This is a genomic window from Herbiconiux sp. (assembly GCF_023264855.1).
Taxonomy (GTDB): domain Bacteria; phylum Actinomycetota; class Actinomycetes; order Actinomycetales; family Microbacteriaceae; genus Herbiconiux.
On the sequence record NZ_JAHFUW010000042.1, the window covers coordinates 29,039 to 43,205 of the forward strand.

Annotated in this window: 14 protein-coding genes and 1 tRNA gene; 9 read left to right on the plus strand and 6 right to left on the minus strand. The window is 68.3% G+C overall.

Annotation, left to right across the window (positions count from 1 at the left end; all coding sequences use genetic code 11):
* Positions 1-963, minus strand: a 963-nt coding sequence (locus Q0D75_RS15715; protein ID WP_291055436.1) for an AMP-binding protein, incomplete at its 3' end; no start/stop codon positions are given.
* Positions 964-1,082: 119 nt separating this feature from the next.
* Between Q0D75_RS15715 and Q0D75_RS15720 the strand changes: the two genes are divergently transcribed.
* On the plus strand, positions 1,083-2,540 hold the full coding sequence (locus Q0D75_RS15720) for an NAD(P)/FAD-dependent oxidoreductase (protein WP_291055439.1): 1,458 nt from the start codon (positions 1,083-1,085) through the stop codon (positions 2,538-2,540).
* A gap of 12 nt (positions 2,541-2,552) precedes the next feature.
* On the opposite strand, the gene Q0D75_RS15725 is transcribed toward Q0D75_RS15720, so the two are convergent.
* Positions 2,553-3,191 (minus strand): MBL fold metallo-hydrolase, encoded by a 639-nt coding sequence (locus tag Q0D75_RS15725; RefSeq protein WP_291055442.1) that lies wholly within the window; start codon positions 3,189-3,191, stop codon positions 2,553-2,555.
* Between the two features lie 91 nt (positions 3,192-3,282).
* Between Q0D75_RS15725 and Q0D75_RS15730 the strand changes: the two genes are divergently transcribed.
* The 3 genes from Q0D75_RS15730 to Q0D75_RS15740 all read left to right on the plus strand — a co-directional run bounded on the left by Q0D75_RS15730 (position 3,283) and on the right by Q0D75_RS15740 (position 5,891).
* A complete protein-coding gene (locus Q0D75_RS15730; RefSeq protein WP_291055445.1) occupies positions 3,283-4,230 on the plus strand; it encodes a diacylglycerol kinase family protein in 948 nt (315 codons plus the stop codon).
* A 64-nt stretch (positions 4,231-4,294) separates the two neighbouring features.
* Positions 4,295-4,367, plus strand: a tRNA-Glu gene (locus tag Q0D75_RS15735).
* Between the two features lie 162 nt (positions 4,368-4,529).
* Positions 4,530-5,891, plus strand: a complete 1,362-nt coding sequence (locus tag Q0D75_RS15740; protein WP_291055448.1) for an HNH endonuclease signature motif containing protein — start codon at positions 4,530-4,532, stop codon at positions 5,889-5,891.
* Between the two features lie 24 nt (positions 5,892-5,915).
* Here Q0D75_RS15740 and Q0D75_RS15745 read toward each other — a convergent pair whose 3' ends face one another.
* A complete protein-coding gene (locus tag Q0D75_RS15745; RefSeq protein WP_291055451.1) occupies positions 5,916-6,572 on the minus strand; it encodes a Pr6Pr family membrane protein in 657 nt (218 codons plus the stop codon).
* Between the two features lie 149 nt (positions 6,573-6,721).
* Here Q0D75_RS15745 and Q0D75_RS15750 point away from each other — a divergent pair, with 149 nt between their 5' ends.
* The gene (locus Q0D75_RS15750) at positions 6,722-6,913 is read left to right on the plus strand and encodes a hypothetical protein (RefSeq protein ID WP_291055453.1); all 192 of its coding nucleotides are present in this window, start codon (positions 6,722-6,724) and stop codon (positions 6,911-6,913) included.
* 4 nt (positions 6,914-6,917) lie between these two features.
* Here Q0D75_RS15750 and Q0D75_RS15755 read toward each other — a convergent pair whose 3' ends face one another.
* On the minus strand, positions 6,918-7,406 hold the full coding sequence (locus Q0D75_RS15755; RefSeq protein ID WP_291055456.1) for an FBP domain-containing protein: 489 nt from the start codon (positions 7,404-7,406) through the stop codon (positions 6,918-6,920).
* 2 nt (positions 7,407-7,408) lie between these two features.
* Positions 7,409-9,226, minus strand: coding sequence for a glycoside hydrolase family 15 protein (locus Q0D75_RS15760; RefSeq protein ID WP_291055458.1), 1,818 nt, complete (start codon positions 9,224-9,226; stop codon positions 7,409-7,411).
* A gap of 67 nt (positions 9,227-9,293) precedes the next feature.
* On the opposite strand from Q0D75_RS15760, the gene Q0D75_RS15765 reads away from it, so the two are divergent.
* Complete coding sequence (locus tag Q0D75_RS15765) at positions 9,294-10,013, plus strand: M23 family metallopeptidase (RefSeq protein WP_291055461.1); 720 nt, start codon at positions 9,294-9,296, stop codon at positions 10,011-10,013.
* Between the two features lie 54 nt (positions 10,014-10,067).
* Here Q0D75_RS15765 and Q0D75_RS15770 read toward each other — a convergent pair whose 3' ends face one another.
* A complete protein-coding gene (locus tag Q0D75_RS15770) occupies positions 10,068-11,069 on the minus strand; it encodes a hypothetical protein (protein ID WP_291055464.1) in 1,002 nt (333 codons plus the stop codon).
* Between the two features lie 201 nt (positions 11,070-11,270).
* Between Q0D75_RS15770 and Q0D75_RS15775 the strand changes: the two genes are divergently transcribed.
* The 3 genes from Q0D75_RS15775 to Q0D75_RS15785 all read left to right on the plus strand — a co-directional run.
* On the plus strand, positions 11,271-12,164 hold the full coding sequence (locus Q0D75_RS15775) for a DUF4097 family beta strand repeat-containing protein (protein WP_291055467.1): 894 nt from the start codon (positions 11,271-11,273) through the stop codon (positions 12,162-12,164).
* Positions 12,161-12,844, plus strand: coding sequence for a helix-turn-helix transcriptional regulator (locus Q0D75_RS15780; protein WP_291055469.1), 684 nt, complete (start codon positions 12,161-12,163; stop codon positions 12,842-12,844). Before Q0D75_RS15775 ends, Q0D75_RS15780 begins: the two co-directional genes overlap by 4 nt.
* Before the next feature lie 250 nt (positions 12,845-13,094).
* Positions 13,095-14,167 (plus strand): TerC family protein (locus Q0D75_RS15785; RefSeq protein ID WP_291055472.1); only part of this gene is annotated, 1,073 nt, incomplete at its 3' end.

A 14,167-nucleotide genomic window follows, 5' to 3' on the forward strand; every position in this document is an offset into this window, starting at 1 on the left:
GCCCGAGAGCGAGGAGAGGTCGCGGGGCGACGCCTCCTGCGCATCCGCGAGCCGTTCGAGGTTGGTGGGGGCGCCGATCACGTAGGTCAGGCCGTGCCGTTCGATCAGGTCGAGCACCAGGCCGGGCTCGAACTGGGGGAGGGTCACGACCTCGGATCCCACGTAGAACGCCGTGTTCGGCCCCGCGCAGTAGTTGCCGCCACGGTGGAACCAGGGCGACATGTTCATCGTCTTGTCGCTCGGCCCGAGGGGGAAGTGCATGATCGCGTCGTGTGCGCTCAGCACCTCGTTGAGGCTGGTCAGCGGCACCGCCTTCGGCATGCCGGTGGTGCCTGAGGTGTAGAGCCGCGAGGTCTCGTCCCACACCGAGGCACCCTCCGGGGCGCGGAAGCTCGGCGCCCCCTCCACCAGAAGCGACTCGAACCGCACCGCGCCCGGCAGCAGCTCGCCCTCACCCACGGCCACCAGGGCCGTCGGCGCGAACGAGCTCAGACGCAACGCCGCCTGCACCTCCTTGGCCGCGGCGGCCTCGTAGAAGAAGATCACCGGCTTGGTCTGGCTCAGGATGTGCGCCGTCTCCGCCGGCGCCAGGCGGAAGTTCATCGGCGACGACACCGCTCGCAGCCCCTGCGCGGCCACGTAGAGAAAGGCGAACTCGGGTCGGTTCATCAGCTGGTAGCCGACCATGTCGCCCACGCCCACGCCGTGTTCGGCCAGGCCCGCCACGAGGGCCCCGGTCACCTCGCCGAGCTCGCGATACGTCCAGGATCGGCCCGTGGTCGAGTCGGTGATCGCCGTCCGGTTCGCGTAACGATGCGTGTTGCGCTCCACCGCGGCCGCCCAGGTGAAGTGCTGCTCGAACACCTGGCGGAAGGCCGAGGTGTCGTAGTCGGTGTTGGGCGTGGCGCCGGACGCCCCGTTCGTGCGGTCGGCGGGCCCGGTGGTTTCGGTGACGGTGCTCATGAAGACCTCGTCCTGTCTCTGGTCTGCGGGTAGTTCAGGTATACAACCGTCGAGTGCTCCGATGCCATTCCGCCCTGGTTCGCGGCATGCTCCGGAGGCGGCGCCGGTAGTCTGGCCGCATGGGCACCGGACCGGTCGACGTCGTCGTGGTCGGCAGCGGCCCGAACGGTCTCGCGGCCGCCGTGACGCTCGCGCGGGCGGGCCTCTCGGTGCGGGCCTTCGAGGCGGCCGGATCGGCGGGCGGCGGCGCGCGCACCGCCGAGCTGACGCTCCCGGGGCACTGGCACGACGTGTGCTCGGCGGTGCATCCGATGGCCCTCGCGTCGCCGTTCTTCCGGGCGTTCGACCTCGCGTCGAAGGTGCCGTTCGTCACCCCCGACATCTCGTACGCCCAGGTCTTCGACGGCGATCGTTCCGGCATCGCGTACCGCGATCTCGAGCGCACGGCCGCCGAACTCGGCGGAGCCGCCGGGGCGTCCTGGCGCCGCCTGTTCGCGCCGCTGCTGCGCGATCAGGATGCCGTGGTCGATTTCACGATGAAGCCGCTGCTGCGCGGTGCCCGGCATCCGCTCGCCGCCGCGGTCTTCGGATCGCGCGTGCTCACCACGGCCCGATCCGTCGACGGCGGGCTGGGAACCGTCGGGGGAGGGATGCTGGCGGGCCTCGCCGCGCACGCCATCGGCCCCGTCTCTTCGTTCGGCGCACGGGGCACGGCACTGCTGCTCGGGATGCTCGCGCACGCGCCGGGCGGCTGGCCCATCCCGATCGGCGGTTCGCAGGCGATCGTCGACGCCCTCGTGGCCGACCTCGTGGCGCACGGCGGCGAGGTGGTGACCGAGACGCGGATCGATTCGCTGCGCGAACTCCCCTCCGCCCACGCGGTGCTGCTGGATGTCACCCCGCGCGCCCTCGAGCGCATCGGCGGCGACCTGCTGCCCTCCGGGTACCGCGCGGCGCTGCGCGGCTTCCGGTACGGCGATGCGGCCTCGAAGGTCGACTTCGTGCTCGACGGCCCGGTGCCGTGGGCCGACGGACGACTCGCGGCCGCCGGCACGCTGCATCTGGCCGGCAGCGCCGCCGAGGTGCAGGCGGGGGAGCGCGAGGTGGCGCGCGGACGTCACCCCGAGCATCCGTACGTCCTCGTCTCGCAGCCCGACGTGGCCGACCCCGGGAGGGCGCCGGCGGGTCACCAGACGCTCTGGGCCTACACGCACGTGCCGAAGGGATCGGGCCGCGACATGACCGAGGCGATCACGGCCCGCATCGAACGGTTCGCCCCCGACTTCCGCGACCGGATCGTGGCCTCGGCCGCCATCCCCGCGTCGGCGCTGCAGCTGTACAACGCCAATTACGTCGACGGCGACATCGCGGGCGGTGCGGCGACGTTCGGCCAGCTCGTGTCGAGGCCGGTGCTCTCGCCGACACCGTGGCGCACGCCGCTGGCGGGCGTCTACCTGTGCTCGGCGTCCACGTCGCCGGGGCCGGGTGTTCACGGGATGGCCGGGTGGCAGGCCGCCCGTGCGGCCCTCGCCGACGTCTTCGGCATCACCGAGGCGCCGCTGGCCGTGCCTCGCTGAGAGGCCTCTCCGTCACACGTCCAGCGAGTCGCCCGGCTGCAGGTCGAGGAACTCGCCGCCGCCCTGCTCGGTCGCCCATTTCAGGCGGTCGGCGGCCATCCGCTTGCCCGCGCCCGAGAGCACCATCTCGTGGGTGCCGAAGGCGCGCTTCGGAGCCACTTCGAGCACGTAGTCCATCGCCTCCGAGATCTTCAGCCAGGGGGCGGATGCGGGCGCGGCCAGCAGATCCACCTCGATGCCCTCCGGCACGGCGAAGGAGTCGCCCGGGTAGACGAGCTGCTCGTTCACGATCACGCCGACGTTGTCGACCACGGGGATCGAGGAGTGGATGACGGCGTGCCGGCCGCCGAAGAACCGCAGAGCGAACGGCCCGGCCTGAACCGCGTCGCCCGGATCCACCCGCGTGATCGCGAAGCCGTCGGCGGCGGCCACGACGCCCTCCGGGCCGTAGATCACGGCATCGGGGGAGGCCTCGAGGATGCGGTTCAGCTGCTCGGGCGTCCAGTGGTCGGCATGCTCGTGGGTGATCACGATCGCGGCGGTGTTCGCGGCATCCGTGATCGGGGTGGTGAACGATCCCGGGTCGATGAAGAGCTTCTTTCCCGACTGCTCCAGCAGCAGGGCGGCGTGCTCGAATTTCGTGAGTCTCATGCCTCTGACTCAACACCTCTCGGCGCCCGCGGTGCAAATGCGGCACGGCACCGATCGGCGCGGCCGCATGCATACGGGATAATCGGTGCACATGGGCTCCCCTCAGAAGCGGATCGTCGTGGCGATCAATCCGAACGCCTCCTTCGGCAAGACCCGTCAGGTCGGTCCCGCCGTCGTGGCCGCACTGAGGGCCCGTGGGCACGACGTGCTGCCGCTCAGCGCTCCCGACTTCGACGGGCTGGTGCGGGTCGCCCGGCAGGCGCTCGACTCCGACCCGGTGACCGACGCCCTGGTGGTGGTGGGCGGCGACGGCATGGTGAACCTCGGTGTGAACCTCGTCGCGGGCACCGGCATCCCGCTCGGCATCATCCCGGCGGGCACCGGCAACGACTTCGCCACAGGGGTGGGCATCCCCACCGACACGGATGCTGCGACAGCCTTCCTCTGCGATGCCCTGGAGCGCGAGCCCCGCGTGGTCGACGCCGCCCGGGTGACCGGCCCCGGTCTCGACGCACCGGCCCAGGGATCGGGGTCCGGCTCCGCTGAACCGCACCGCTGGTTCGCCGGGGTGCTCTCGGCGGGTTTCGACGCGGCGGTCAACGAGCGGGCGAACCGCCTGCGGCGCCCCAAAGGCGCCTCGCGCTACGTCATCGCGCTGGTGGCCGAACTGGTCGCGCTGAAGCCCCGCCACTACCGCCTCGAGATCGACGGCGAGAGCTTCGAGGTGGACTCCCCGCTGCTGTCGGTGGCGAACAACACCACGATCGGCGGCGGCATGAAGATCGCGCCCGATGCCCTGCTCGACGACGGCCTGCTCGACGTGTTCATCGTGAAGCCGGTCTCGAAGGTGCGCTTCATCCGGCTGTTCCCGAAGGTGTTCTCGGGAACGCACGCCGGGTTGCCGATCGTGGAGTTCCGCCGGGGCCGCCGCGTGAGCGTCGACGCCGAGGGCATCGCGGGCTACGCCGACGGCGAGCGTTTCGGTGCGCTGCCTCTCACGGTGGAGCTCGTTCCGGGTGCTCTGGCCGTGTTGGTCTGAGCAGGGGCGCGGCCGATTTTGAGTTGCCCTCCGGCGTGTGGCATACTCGATGAGTTGTCAAGACGGCCCCATCGTTTAGCGGCCTAGGACGTCGCCCTCTCACGGCGGTAACGCGGGTTCGAATCCCGCTGGGGTCACGACATAAAACGCAGAAAGCCTCCGGTTCGCCGGGGGCTTTTTGCGTTCTGCGGGAGTCTTCGGGCTGTCGTTGGGGCTGCCGCGCGCTTCGCGCTTGCCTTCGATGGGTGTGGCTGGGTTGTCGGGGTCCGATGTCGGTGGTCGATGATTGAATTAATCTCATGATAGAGATGGTGGATGCGACGGATGCCGGGCCCCGGCGTCGGTTCGACGCGCGCGCCGCATTCGATTCCGATCTTGACTACATCGACGACATCACCCGTCGGCAGGCGTCGCTCGAGGCCGACAAGATGGTGGCGGTCGCTCGGTTATCCCGCCGGGTTCGCGGGCGCACCCTGGGGCTGGATGCGGAGGAATCCGCGGTGTGTGGGTTCGCTCGCACGGAGGAAGAGAAGCGTCTGCTGGTCGCCGAGGTCGGTACGACGCTCCGGGTGCCGGAGTGCACGGTGGGCAGCATGGTGACGGATGCGGAAACCCTCGTCACCTCGCTGCCGTTGACGTTGGCTGCCCTGCAGGCCGGCGACATCACCGGACGGCATGCGCATGTGATGGTGGCGCAGTGCTCGACCATTCCGGTGGAGGCGCACGGTGAGTTCGAAGCGGCGCTGTTTCCGGTGGCGTCCCGGTTGACGGTGGCGCAGTTCACCCAACGCGCCCGCATCTACCGCGAACGCGTCCACCCCGAGACGCCCCGCAAGCGACACGTGGAAGCGTCGGAGCGGCGGGGTGTGTGGGTGGATCCCGCGGCGGATGGGATGGCGCAGCTGAGCGTGTTGCTGCCGGCCGCGGAGGCGATCGCGATCGATGACAAGCTCGACCAGATCGCCCGCTCCCAGCGCGGCCCCGACGAGCCCCGCACCCACGCACAGCTGCGTTGCGATGCCGCTATCGCGCTGCTTCTTGATCCCGAGGGTGACCTTGCTACCGCGGCGCAGCGGATCCGCCCGCAGGTGATCCTCACGGTCCCCGCCCTGTCGCTCCTAGGCCACACGGAGCAGCCCGCCGAACTCCACGGCTATGGCCCCATTGATTCGGTGACTGCTCGTCGGTTGACGGCGCAGGCGCCGAGTGTGACGCGGTGGTTGACCGACCCGGTCACCGGCCATACGCTCTCCGTGGGGCGGGAGAGTTACCGCATCCCCGCTGATTTGCGGCTTGCTCTGACGATTGAGGATGAGACGTGCCGGTTTCCGGGCTGCCGACGCCGTGCGCAACGCTGCGAACTCGATCACGTCCACGCCTGGGCAGAAGGCGGCGAAACCTCCCACGACAACCTCGCGAGCCTGTGTCCGAAGCATCACCACTTCAAACACGAATCCGACTGGACCGTCGAAGCCCTACCCGGACGCGAGCTGCAATGGACGTCCCCGGTCGGGCGGGTGCACGTCACCGAGCCCGCAAATCCCGCACACCCACCCTGGCCCGAAAACGGGCCGACGCCCGAAAGCGAACCACCACCGAGAAGACCGGTCTTCGAGGTGGCCGGTGATGTCCGCGATCCGTTCGCCGAGTGCCTGAGATGAGCTGCACTCTTGCCACCTGCGGTTCTACCCGCTGATGCCTGCACGCCGGGATGCCGCGCGGCTGCGTGCCCGCCCATAGGCGATCGCCAGCGCGCCGAGCGCCAGCAGCACCGCGGTCAAGGCGACGATGTAGACGAGCACACTGCCCCAGCCCGCCGTGGCCGGGTCCAGGAACGGGTAGGGATAGATCGCCCCGCCGCTCGCAGCGCCTCGGATGAGCGTGTAGGCGAGCCACGCCACCGGGTAGATCGCCACGATTCCGAGTGCCTTCCAGCGCAGGGCCGGCCGGCCGGGGGAGAGCAGCCAGTCCAGCAGCAGCACCGCGGGCACCACCACGTGGATCACCTCGTTCGGCCAGGCGAGACCCGGGTAGCCGCCCTCGTACGGCACGTTCCGCAGCAGCAGGTTGTACACACCGGCGGTGACGATCGCATAGGTGAGCACCGCCATCCGCACCGTCGTGTACAGCACGGTGTCAACCGGCATCCGGAGCGCCATCAGCCCACCGGCGACCAGCACGACGATGTTCATCAGGCTGGTCTCGATGGTGAAGTAGCTGAAGTACTCCCACGGGTCGAAGGCGTCGTTCACGACGCGGTCCGCGATCTGGATCACGATGGTGACCAGCAGGCCGACCCCCACCAGGAGCCGCACCGCCCCCACCGCTCTGCGAGTGTTCATGAGCGGTATTCGTAGCGCACTCGCCTGGAGGTTGCCCCGCGTCGGGGCCATCTGCTCCGTGGTCGATCCGCGGGTGCCGCGGATGCACCACCGTGCTTGACTGAAACCACGGTGGCCGGCATCCGGATCGGCCCAGAAGGAGGACAGCGATGACCGGCGACGCCCCCGACCTCAGCGACATCGAATACCCCGACGGCGCAGGCTACCCCGACGGAACGGGCACCCTCGACGACTCCGACGACGACGCGGTCCCCTCGGGTGTCGACCCCACGATCGCCGACGAACCCGAGACGGCCGGCTCCGAAGACGACGAAGCCGACCTCGAAGAGAACGACGGCTGATCCTCTAGCGCAGCACTCCGTTCGTGAACGAGTCCAGGCGGGTCAGGATGCCGGTCGCGCGCGACGCGACCAGCACATCCGGGTCCGGCAGCATCTCCGAGCGGGCGGGCACGATGCGGATGAGCGCCGAGCAGCCGAGATCTGAGCAGATGTAGGTGCCCACCGTGCTGCCGTCGATGCCCGCCTGCCCGGCACGCGGCGCGGTGAAGAGCGTCACCTGACCGGCCGGCCGGGGCGTGCGGCACAGCGTGCACATCGCCGAGATGCCGGGGCGGGCGTGCGATCCCCCTGCTTTGAGGAGGATGCCCGTCGGACGGCCCTCGCGCCAGTACACGATGTAACCGCGATGGATGGCGTGCGCGTCGCGCCAGCCGAGGAACTCGCGATCCTCCCACACGATCTCGTGCAGCCCCGGCAGGGTCATCCGCTCGAGCTCGTGCTCACTGATGTTCGTGAACGACCCGCGGATCTCCGCTTCGGTGAGTGGCTGCATCCCTAGGAGTTTACCGCCGACGAATCGACCGCCGACGACCCGATCGCCGACGCGATCGCGTCCGCCGCCCGCACGAGCGCCAGGTGTGAGAACGCCTGGGGCGTGTTGCCCACCTGCCGCGCCCCGGCCACGTCGTACTCCTCCGAGAGCAGCCCCACGTCGTTGGCGAGCGACACCAGCAGGTCCATCAGCTCCAGCGCGTCATCCAGGCGGCCCGAGTGGGCGTATTGCTGCACCAGCCAGAACGAGCAGGCCAGGAACGGATGCTCGCCCCCGGCGAGACCGTCGACCCCGGATTCCGTTCGGTAGCGCAGCAGCAGACCCTCGTGCAGCAGGTCCTGCTCGATCGCGGCGACGGTGCCCAGCATCCGCGGATCGTCGGGGGCGACGAAACCGATCTGTGCGAGCAGCAGCAGCGACGCGTCGACCTCGGTGCTGCCGTAGTGCTGCACGAAGGTGTTGCGCGTGGCGTCGAAGCCCTTCGTCTCGATCTCGTCGCGAATCGCGTCGCGGATCTCGGCCCAGCGATCGGCCGGCCCGTCGAGCCCGTACTGGTGCACCGCTTCGACCCCGCAGGCGAAGGCCGCCCACACCATCGCGCGCGAGTGTGTGAACGGCACCTGCGGGCCGCGGATCTCCCAGATGCCGTTGTCGGGCCGCTGCCAGTTCTGTTCGAGGAAGCCCAGCAGCGCCCGCTGCAGCGGCCAGGAGAATTCGTCCTCGTCGACGCCGATCCGGCGGGCCTCGCGCAGCGCGATCATCAATTCGCCGAAGATGTCGGCCTGGAACTGGCCCGCGGCGTCGTTGCCGACGCGCACGGGTGAGGATCCGTTGTAGCCGGGCAGGCTGTTCAACTCGGACTCGGGCAGGCGGCGCTCACCGGAGAGCCCGTACATCGTCTGGATGTCGGCCGGGTCGCCCGCGATGGCGCGCAGCAGCCAGCGCCTCCACTGCCCGGCCTCGTCTTCGTAGCCGTGCAGCATCAGGGCGGCGAGGGTGAGCGAGGCGTCGCGGATCCAGGTGTAGCGGTAGTCCCAGTTGCGCGATCCGCCGAACTGCTCGGGCAGGCTCGTGGTGGCGGCGGCCACGATGCCGCCCGTCTCCTGGTGGGTGAGGGCGCGCAGCACGAGCAGCGAGCGGCGCACCTCGCGCTCGTACGGAGCGGGCAGGTCGGTCTCGCGCGACCAGGCGCGCCACCAGTCGGCGGTCTCCTTGAGCGAGGCGGCCACGTCCACCGGCGCCGGTGGGCGGTGGTGGGACTGGAACCAGGTCAGCACGATGTCGACCTCCTCGCCCTCGGCCACCTCGAACAGCGACTCGTGGAAGTGGTTCGACGCCTTCATCGCCGGCCCGCGCACGATCACCGCATCCGGACCCGCCACGCCCACGACCGCGAACCCGCCTGGCGCGGCGTGCTCGGGGGCCTGCCGCATCCAGGGCAGGGCGTCGGCGTAGTCGAAGCGGATGGCGAGCTCCTGCCGCATCCTGACCCGGCCACTGACACCCCGGATGCGCCGCACCACCGAGCGGTGGCCCGCCCCGGGAAGCATCGCGTCGACGACCTCGACCACACCTTCGGGGCTCTCCCAGCGCGTCACCAGCAGGAAGGTGTCGTCCAGGTAGCTGCGGCTCGCCCGGGCGTCGGGCGCGGTGGGGGCCAGCAGCCAGCGCCCGTGCTTCTCGGTGCCGAGCAGGGCGCCGAAGGTGCTGGCGGAGTCGAAGCGCGGCAGGCAGAGCCAGTCGATGCTGCCGTCACGCCCGACCAGGGCCGCGGTGTGACAGTCGCCGATGATCGCGTAGTCCTCGATGGGAAGTGCCATCTGCTGATTCTGCCTCAGGATGCGCCGCGTGTTGTGTTGTGGGCGACCGCGATACAGAATGGGCCGGGTGAAATACCAAGGCACGGTACTCGGCGTCATCGCTATGACGTTCGTGGTCGGTGTCGCAGTCGCCACATCGGTGCCCGCCGCCTCGCTCGCGGCCCCCGACTCCTTCGACAACGTCGAGATCGACGCGTTCGCCGGGTCCGCGCAGTCGTTCGACGCCGGTGACGCCGCCGGAGCATCCGTGTCCCGCGACGGTTACGTCGTGCACACCCCGACGCCCACGCCCACCCCGAAGCCCGTCTCCTCCGGCTCGGAGGGCGGTTACGGGGGAGCGCAGTGTCAGGCCGGCGCCGACGCCGTAGCCGAATCAGTCGCCTTCTCACCCGTCTACCCCGACGGCAACCGCATGTCCGACCCGTTCGGCCCTCGCGCTGAAGGCTTCCACAAGGGCATGGACATGCTGAACAGCCCCGGCGTGCCCGTGCACGCGATCGCCGACGGTGTCGTCATCGCCGCATCCGGCAACGGCGGCACCGGCGGCGTCTACACCTCGATCGCGCACAAGGTCGGTGGCCAGGCCGTCTGCAGCATGTACATGCACTTCCAAGACGGCTCCCTCACGGTCGGTGTCGGCTCGATCGTCACGGCAGGCCAGGTCATCGGCCTCACCGGCCGCACCGGAAACGCCACCACCGAACACACCCACTTCGAAATGTACGGCGCCGACGGCGTGCGCTACGACCCCATCCCCTTCATGACCGAACACGGCATAGCGCCGTAGCTCCTTCTCGCAGGTCGGAGCGCGAGCTCACGCGAGTCGGATGGCATTCTTCCGTCACATCCAGACAAGCTCATGGCCGGAAGGTGCATTGACCCAGACATGTCCAGCGCCATCGAGCTCGATCGAGTTGCTTCCCGCGTCTAGGCGACTGAAGTGGATGGCACCAGTCGAGTCGATTGTGCCGAACCCGTAGTTGCTATCGACAAAATAGATTTCGGCAAGATCACCCCCGATGAAGTCCTTAGGAATCACAGGTGCAGGCCCGGGGCTGGATACGCGAAACGTCGTTATGACGCCGGCTGCCGTGATTCGTGTGAATTCGTCGACCCCACTGACCCAGACATCTCCTGATTTGCCGACTGCGACATTGAGCGCGGAGTCTGAATGCACACCCGTGTCTGAAAAGACCCCGCTGATCGGATCGTAGGATCCCACCGCATCCGTGCCGCCGCGAACGTAGTAGATCTTCCCGTCGGGCGCAGAGGCTAGCGAGTATGCGTAATCTCCCGTGGGCTCCGGGACGAAGGTCAAGACCCCCGACGGCGTCAGCCGCCCCAGCCTCGAATGGCGATCGTCGCCAAACCAGATGTTTCCGTCATCGCCAACCACGAGTGAGAGAGGGTTACCGACACCGGCCAATGGGAAGCGTCGGACAACTCCGGTGGCAGGGTCGAGGCTTCCGATCGTACGGTCGTAGTCATTAGCGAACCAGATCAATCCATCGCGTGTGGCGGCCATACTTCTGATGCGAGCTAGGAAGCCGAGACTGAACTGAGCCTGGTCATGTGTGACCGAATCGACTCTGACCAAATGATTCGAGGTTGCGTCGAAGTACCAGATGTCGCCCAGAGCGTCTTTTGTCAGTGCGTCCGCTGTTCCTCCAAACATGGCCAGCGGCAACTCATGCCAGAGTGAGATCTCTGTCGGGGGCCGGAGATCCGACTGGTTCATCGCATGACCTATGACCGGCGGGGTCATCAGTGAAATCGCGGTCGCGAGCAGGGCGGCCCCCCGCAGAATCGGAACCTTGAAATGGCGGCGGGTGGGATTGTTCATAATGGGTGCCTCTTTGACGGTGGTCAGGTGAATGTGCGGAGTGAGGAATTGAGCCCTCACCGCGAACGTATTCGAATATGTCTCAGTTTCGATATGAGTAATTGTTGGAAAGTCGCACCGCCTCGGCCGGACGCGATATATCTTGACACACACCCAAACGCGATATAGCGTGAGTATCGAAGACGCGATATAGCGCGAAATGTGGAGGTCACTGTGGTTCTGGAGAAGTGGGTCGTCGACGGCCCGAAAGTCATCGACATCGAGCTGGTTCGTTCGGTCAAGGTCGGGCTCATCGGTGGGCAGATCGACATCATCGGGCACGACGAACCCGGGGCGCGCATCGAGGTGCACTCGGTCACGGGCAAAGATCTGAAGATCTCGATCGACGGCGACCGCCTCGAGATCGACCACCCGCAGCTGCGCTGGGACAACTTCATCGAGGTGTTCAAATCGTGGCGGGGCAATGCCAAGGCCGACATCAGCATCCTGGTTCCCCGCGACGCGGCGCTGAAGTTCGGCGTGATCACGGCATCCGCCCTCATCTCCGGACTGACGACGGATGCTCGCCTCAGCACGGTCTCCGGCGCGGTCGTGGTCGACGCGGTCACCGGCGACCTCGAGGTGAACACGGTCAACGGCGAGGTCTCGATCCGCGACCACACCGGGCTCGTGAACGCGAAGACGGTGTCGGGCGACATCACCGCCTCGGGTGCCATCCGCAAGTTCTCGGCCGACGGGGTCTCGGGTGAGGTGTTCGTCGACACGACGGGCACGCCCGACGAGATCCAGAACAACACCGTCTCGGGCGACCTCACCGTGCGCTTCGACGACGACGTCTCGGCGCGCTACAGCGTGAACTCCGTCTCGGGCACGCTGCAGCTGGGTGCGAGCACCATCAAGGGTCTGCGCGGCGGCGGGTACAACGGTCACACCGGCACGCTCGACGGCGAATGGACGGATTTCCGCGCCAACTCCGTCTCGGGTGACATCACTGTGATCTTCCGCGACCCCGCTGCGACGGCCGAGACGGATGTCGCCGGCGCAGCCGCATCCGAGCCGACCGGCCCGTCGTTCGACGAGGGGGTGTCGGCATGACACCCGTGTTCGGTCACGGCCACCTGAGGCTGTACCTGCTGAGTCTGCTCGACGAGTCGCCGAAGCACGGCTACGAGCTGATCCAGGCGCTGAGCGAGCGATTCGGCGGCACCTACAGCCCGAGCGCCGGCACCATCTACCCGCGCCTGGCGAAGCTGGAGGAAGAGGGCCTGGTCACCAAGACGGCCGACGGCCGCAAGACCGTCTACGCCATCACGGATGCCGGCCGCGCCGAACTCCAGGCCCGTCGCGGCGAGCTCGACGAGATCGAGGCGCAGCTCTCCGACTCGGTCCGCCGGCTCGCCGACGAGGTGCGCACGGGCGTCGACCAGGCGATGAAGAGCCTCAAGGCCGAACTCGCCTCCGCGGCCCGTGAGGCGCGCGAGGGGTCGAAGACGGGCACCTCCGGATCGGCGCGTGCCGGCGGGGGAGCCTCGACGGGCAATGCCGCCGACGACGACACGGCCCGCCGGGCCTCGGAGCGCGCGGATGCGGCCACGGCCATGCGCGAGGCCGAGGTGGCGCTGGCCGAGTTCCGGCAGAACCTGCGCGCCGATCTCCGCAAGGCGGCCGGGCGCGGTGAACTCGATCCCGACCTGGTCGGGCGTCTGAAGCAACGGCTCAACAGCGTGCGCGCCGATGTGCGCGACGAACTCAGCCGCGCGCGCTCGCCGCGCTGAGCCGGTCCGGGCCCGCAGCCGGGGCGAGAGACGATCACGTCGCTCGCCCCGGCTGTACTATTGCCGTGAGAAGGGGAGTATCCCAGCTCGCAGACCTCGTCATCACGGGTCCCATCGCCGGGGCCCCGGGGCTGCGGCACGGTGGATCGAAGCCGGGCGGCAGCGCTTGAATTCGGCCGGCCGTGCGGGAGAGACTTTCGGGCGTTCGCCGCGCTCGGAATCTGCTCGTCGCTCATCCTGAAAGGTCCTCGTGACCCAATTGCCTCTCGCCTTCGAGATCGTCTCCCTCGTCGTGCTCGTGCTCATCCTCGCCGCCGACCTGATCCTGGCGTTCAAGCGGCCGCACGTGCCCTCGTTCAAGGAGGCGACCCTGTGGGTCGTCTTCTACGTGGGGCTGGCGCTGATCTTCGCGCTGCTGATGCTCGTATTCGGCGACGGGGAGCACGCGGGGCAGTTCCTGGCCGGCTGGTTGACCGAGTACAGCCTCTCGATCGACAACCTGTTCGTGTTCGTCATCATCATGGCGCGCTTCAACGTGCCCCGGAAATACCAGCAGGAAGCCCTGATGGTGGGCATCATCATCGCGCTGGTCCTGCGCGGCATCTTCATCCTGATCGGCGCACAGCTGATCGAGAACCTCAGCTGGATCTTCTATCTCTTCGGCGCTTTCCTGCTCTACACGGCCTGGAAGCAGGCCTTCGGTCACGAAGACGAGGGCGACGGCGAGAACGGCTTCATCCGCCTGCTGCGCAAGCGCGTCAGCATCTCGCCCGACTTCGACGGCGCCAAGGTGCGCACCACCTTCGACGGCAAGCGGATGTTCACCCCCATGCTGATCGTGTTCCTCGCGCTCGGCTCCACCGATCTGCTCTTCGCACTCGACTCGATCCCGGCCATCTTCGGTATCACCGAGTCGCCGTTCATCGTGTTCACGGCCAACGTGTTCGCGCTGATGGGGCTGCGGCAGCTGTACTTCCTGCTCGGCGGCCTGCTCGAGAAGCTCGTCTACCTGCACTACGGCATCGCGTTCATCCTCGCGTTCATCGGCGTGAAGCTGGTCTCGCACGCCCTGCACGAGAACGAGGTCTTCTTCATCAACGGCGGCCAGCCCATCGAGTGGGCCCCCGACATCGGCACCTGGACGAGCCTCATCGTCATCATCGCCTCGATGGCCGTCGCCACCATCGCCTCGCTCCTCAAGATGCGCCACGACGCCCGCCGCGGGCTCACGGATGCGGCCGAGCCCGCCCCGGCTCGGGACGTCGCGGCGACGCCGGTCTCAGGCGCCGGTGCGGAACCGGCGCCGAAGGCCGAGCACGACGG

Excerpts from the sequence above, each read along its gene's own strand:
- Q0D75_RS15720 (WP_291055439.1), top strand. The coding sequence starts at position 1,083 with ATGGGCACCGGACCGGTCGACGTCGTCGTGGTCGGCAGCGGCCCGAAC.
- Q0D75_RS15725 (WP_291055442.1), bottom strand. The coding sequence starts at position 3,191 with ATGAGACTCACGAAATTCGAGCACGCCGCCCTGCTGCTGGAGCAGTCG.
- Q0D75_RS15730 (WP_291055445.1), top strand. The coding sequence starts at position 3,283 with ATGGGCTCCCCTCAGAAGCGGATCGTCGTGGCGATCAATCCGAACGCC.
- Q0D75_RS15740 (WP_291055448.1), top strand. The coding sequence starts at position 4,530 with ATGATAGAGATGGTGGATGCGACGGATGCCGGGCCCCGGCGTCGGTTC.
- Q0D75_RS15745 (WP_291055451.1), bottom strand. The coding sequence starts at position 6,572 with ATGAACACTCGCAGAGCGGTGGGGGCGGTGCGGCTCCTGGTGGGGGTC.
- Q0D75_RS15750 (WP_291055453.1), top strand. The coding sequence starts at position 6,722 with ATGACCGGCGACGCCCCCGACCTCAGCGACATCGAATACCCCGACGGC.
- Q0D75_RS15755 (WP_291055456.1), bottom strand. The coding sequence starts at position 7,406 with ATGCAGCCACTCACCGAAGCGGAGATCCGCGGGTCGTTCACGAACATC.
- Q0D75_RS15760 (WP_291055458.1), bottom strand. The coding sequence starts at position 9,226 with ATGGCACTTCCCATCGAGGACTACGCGATCATCGGCGACTGTCACACC.
- Q0D75_RS15770 (WP_291055464.1), bottom strand. The coding sequence starts at position 11,069 with ATGAACAATCCCACCCGCCGCCATTTCAAGGTTCCGATTCTGCGGGGG.
- Q0D75_RS15780 (WP_291055469.1), top strand. The coding sequence starts at position 12,161 with ATGACACCCGTGTTCGGTCACGGCCACCTGAGGCTGTACCTGCTGAGT.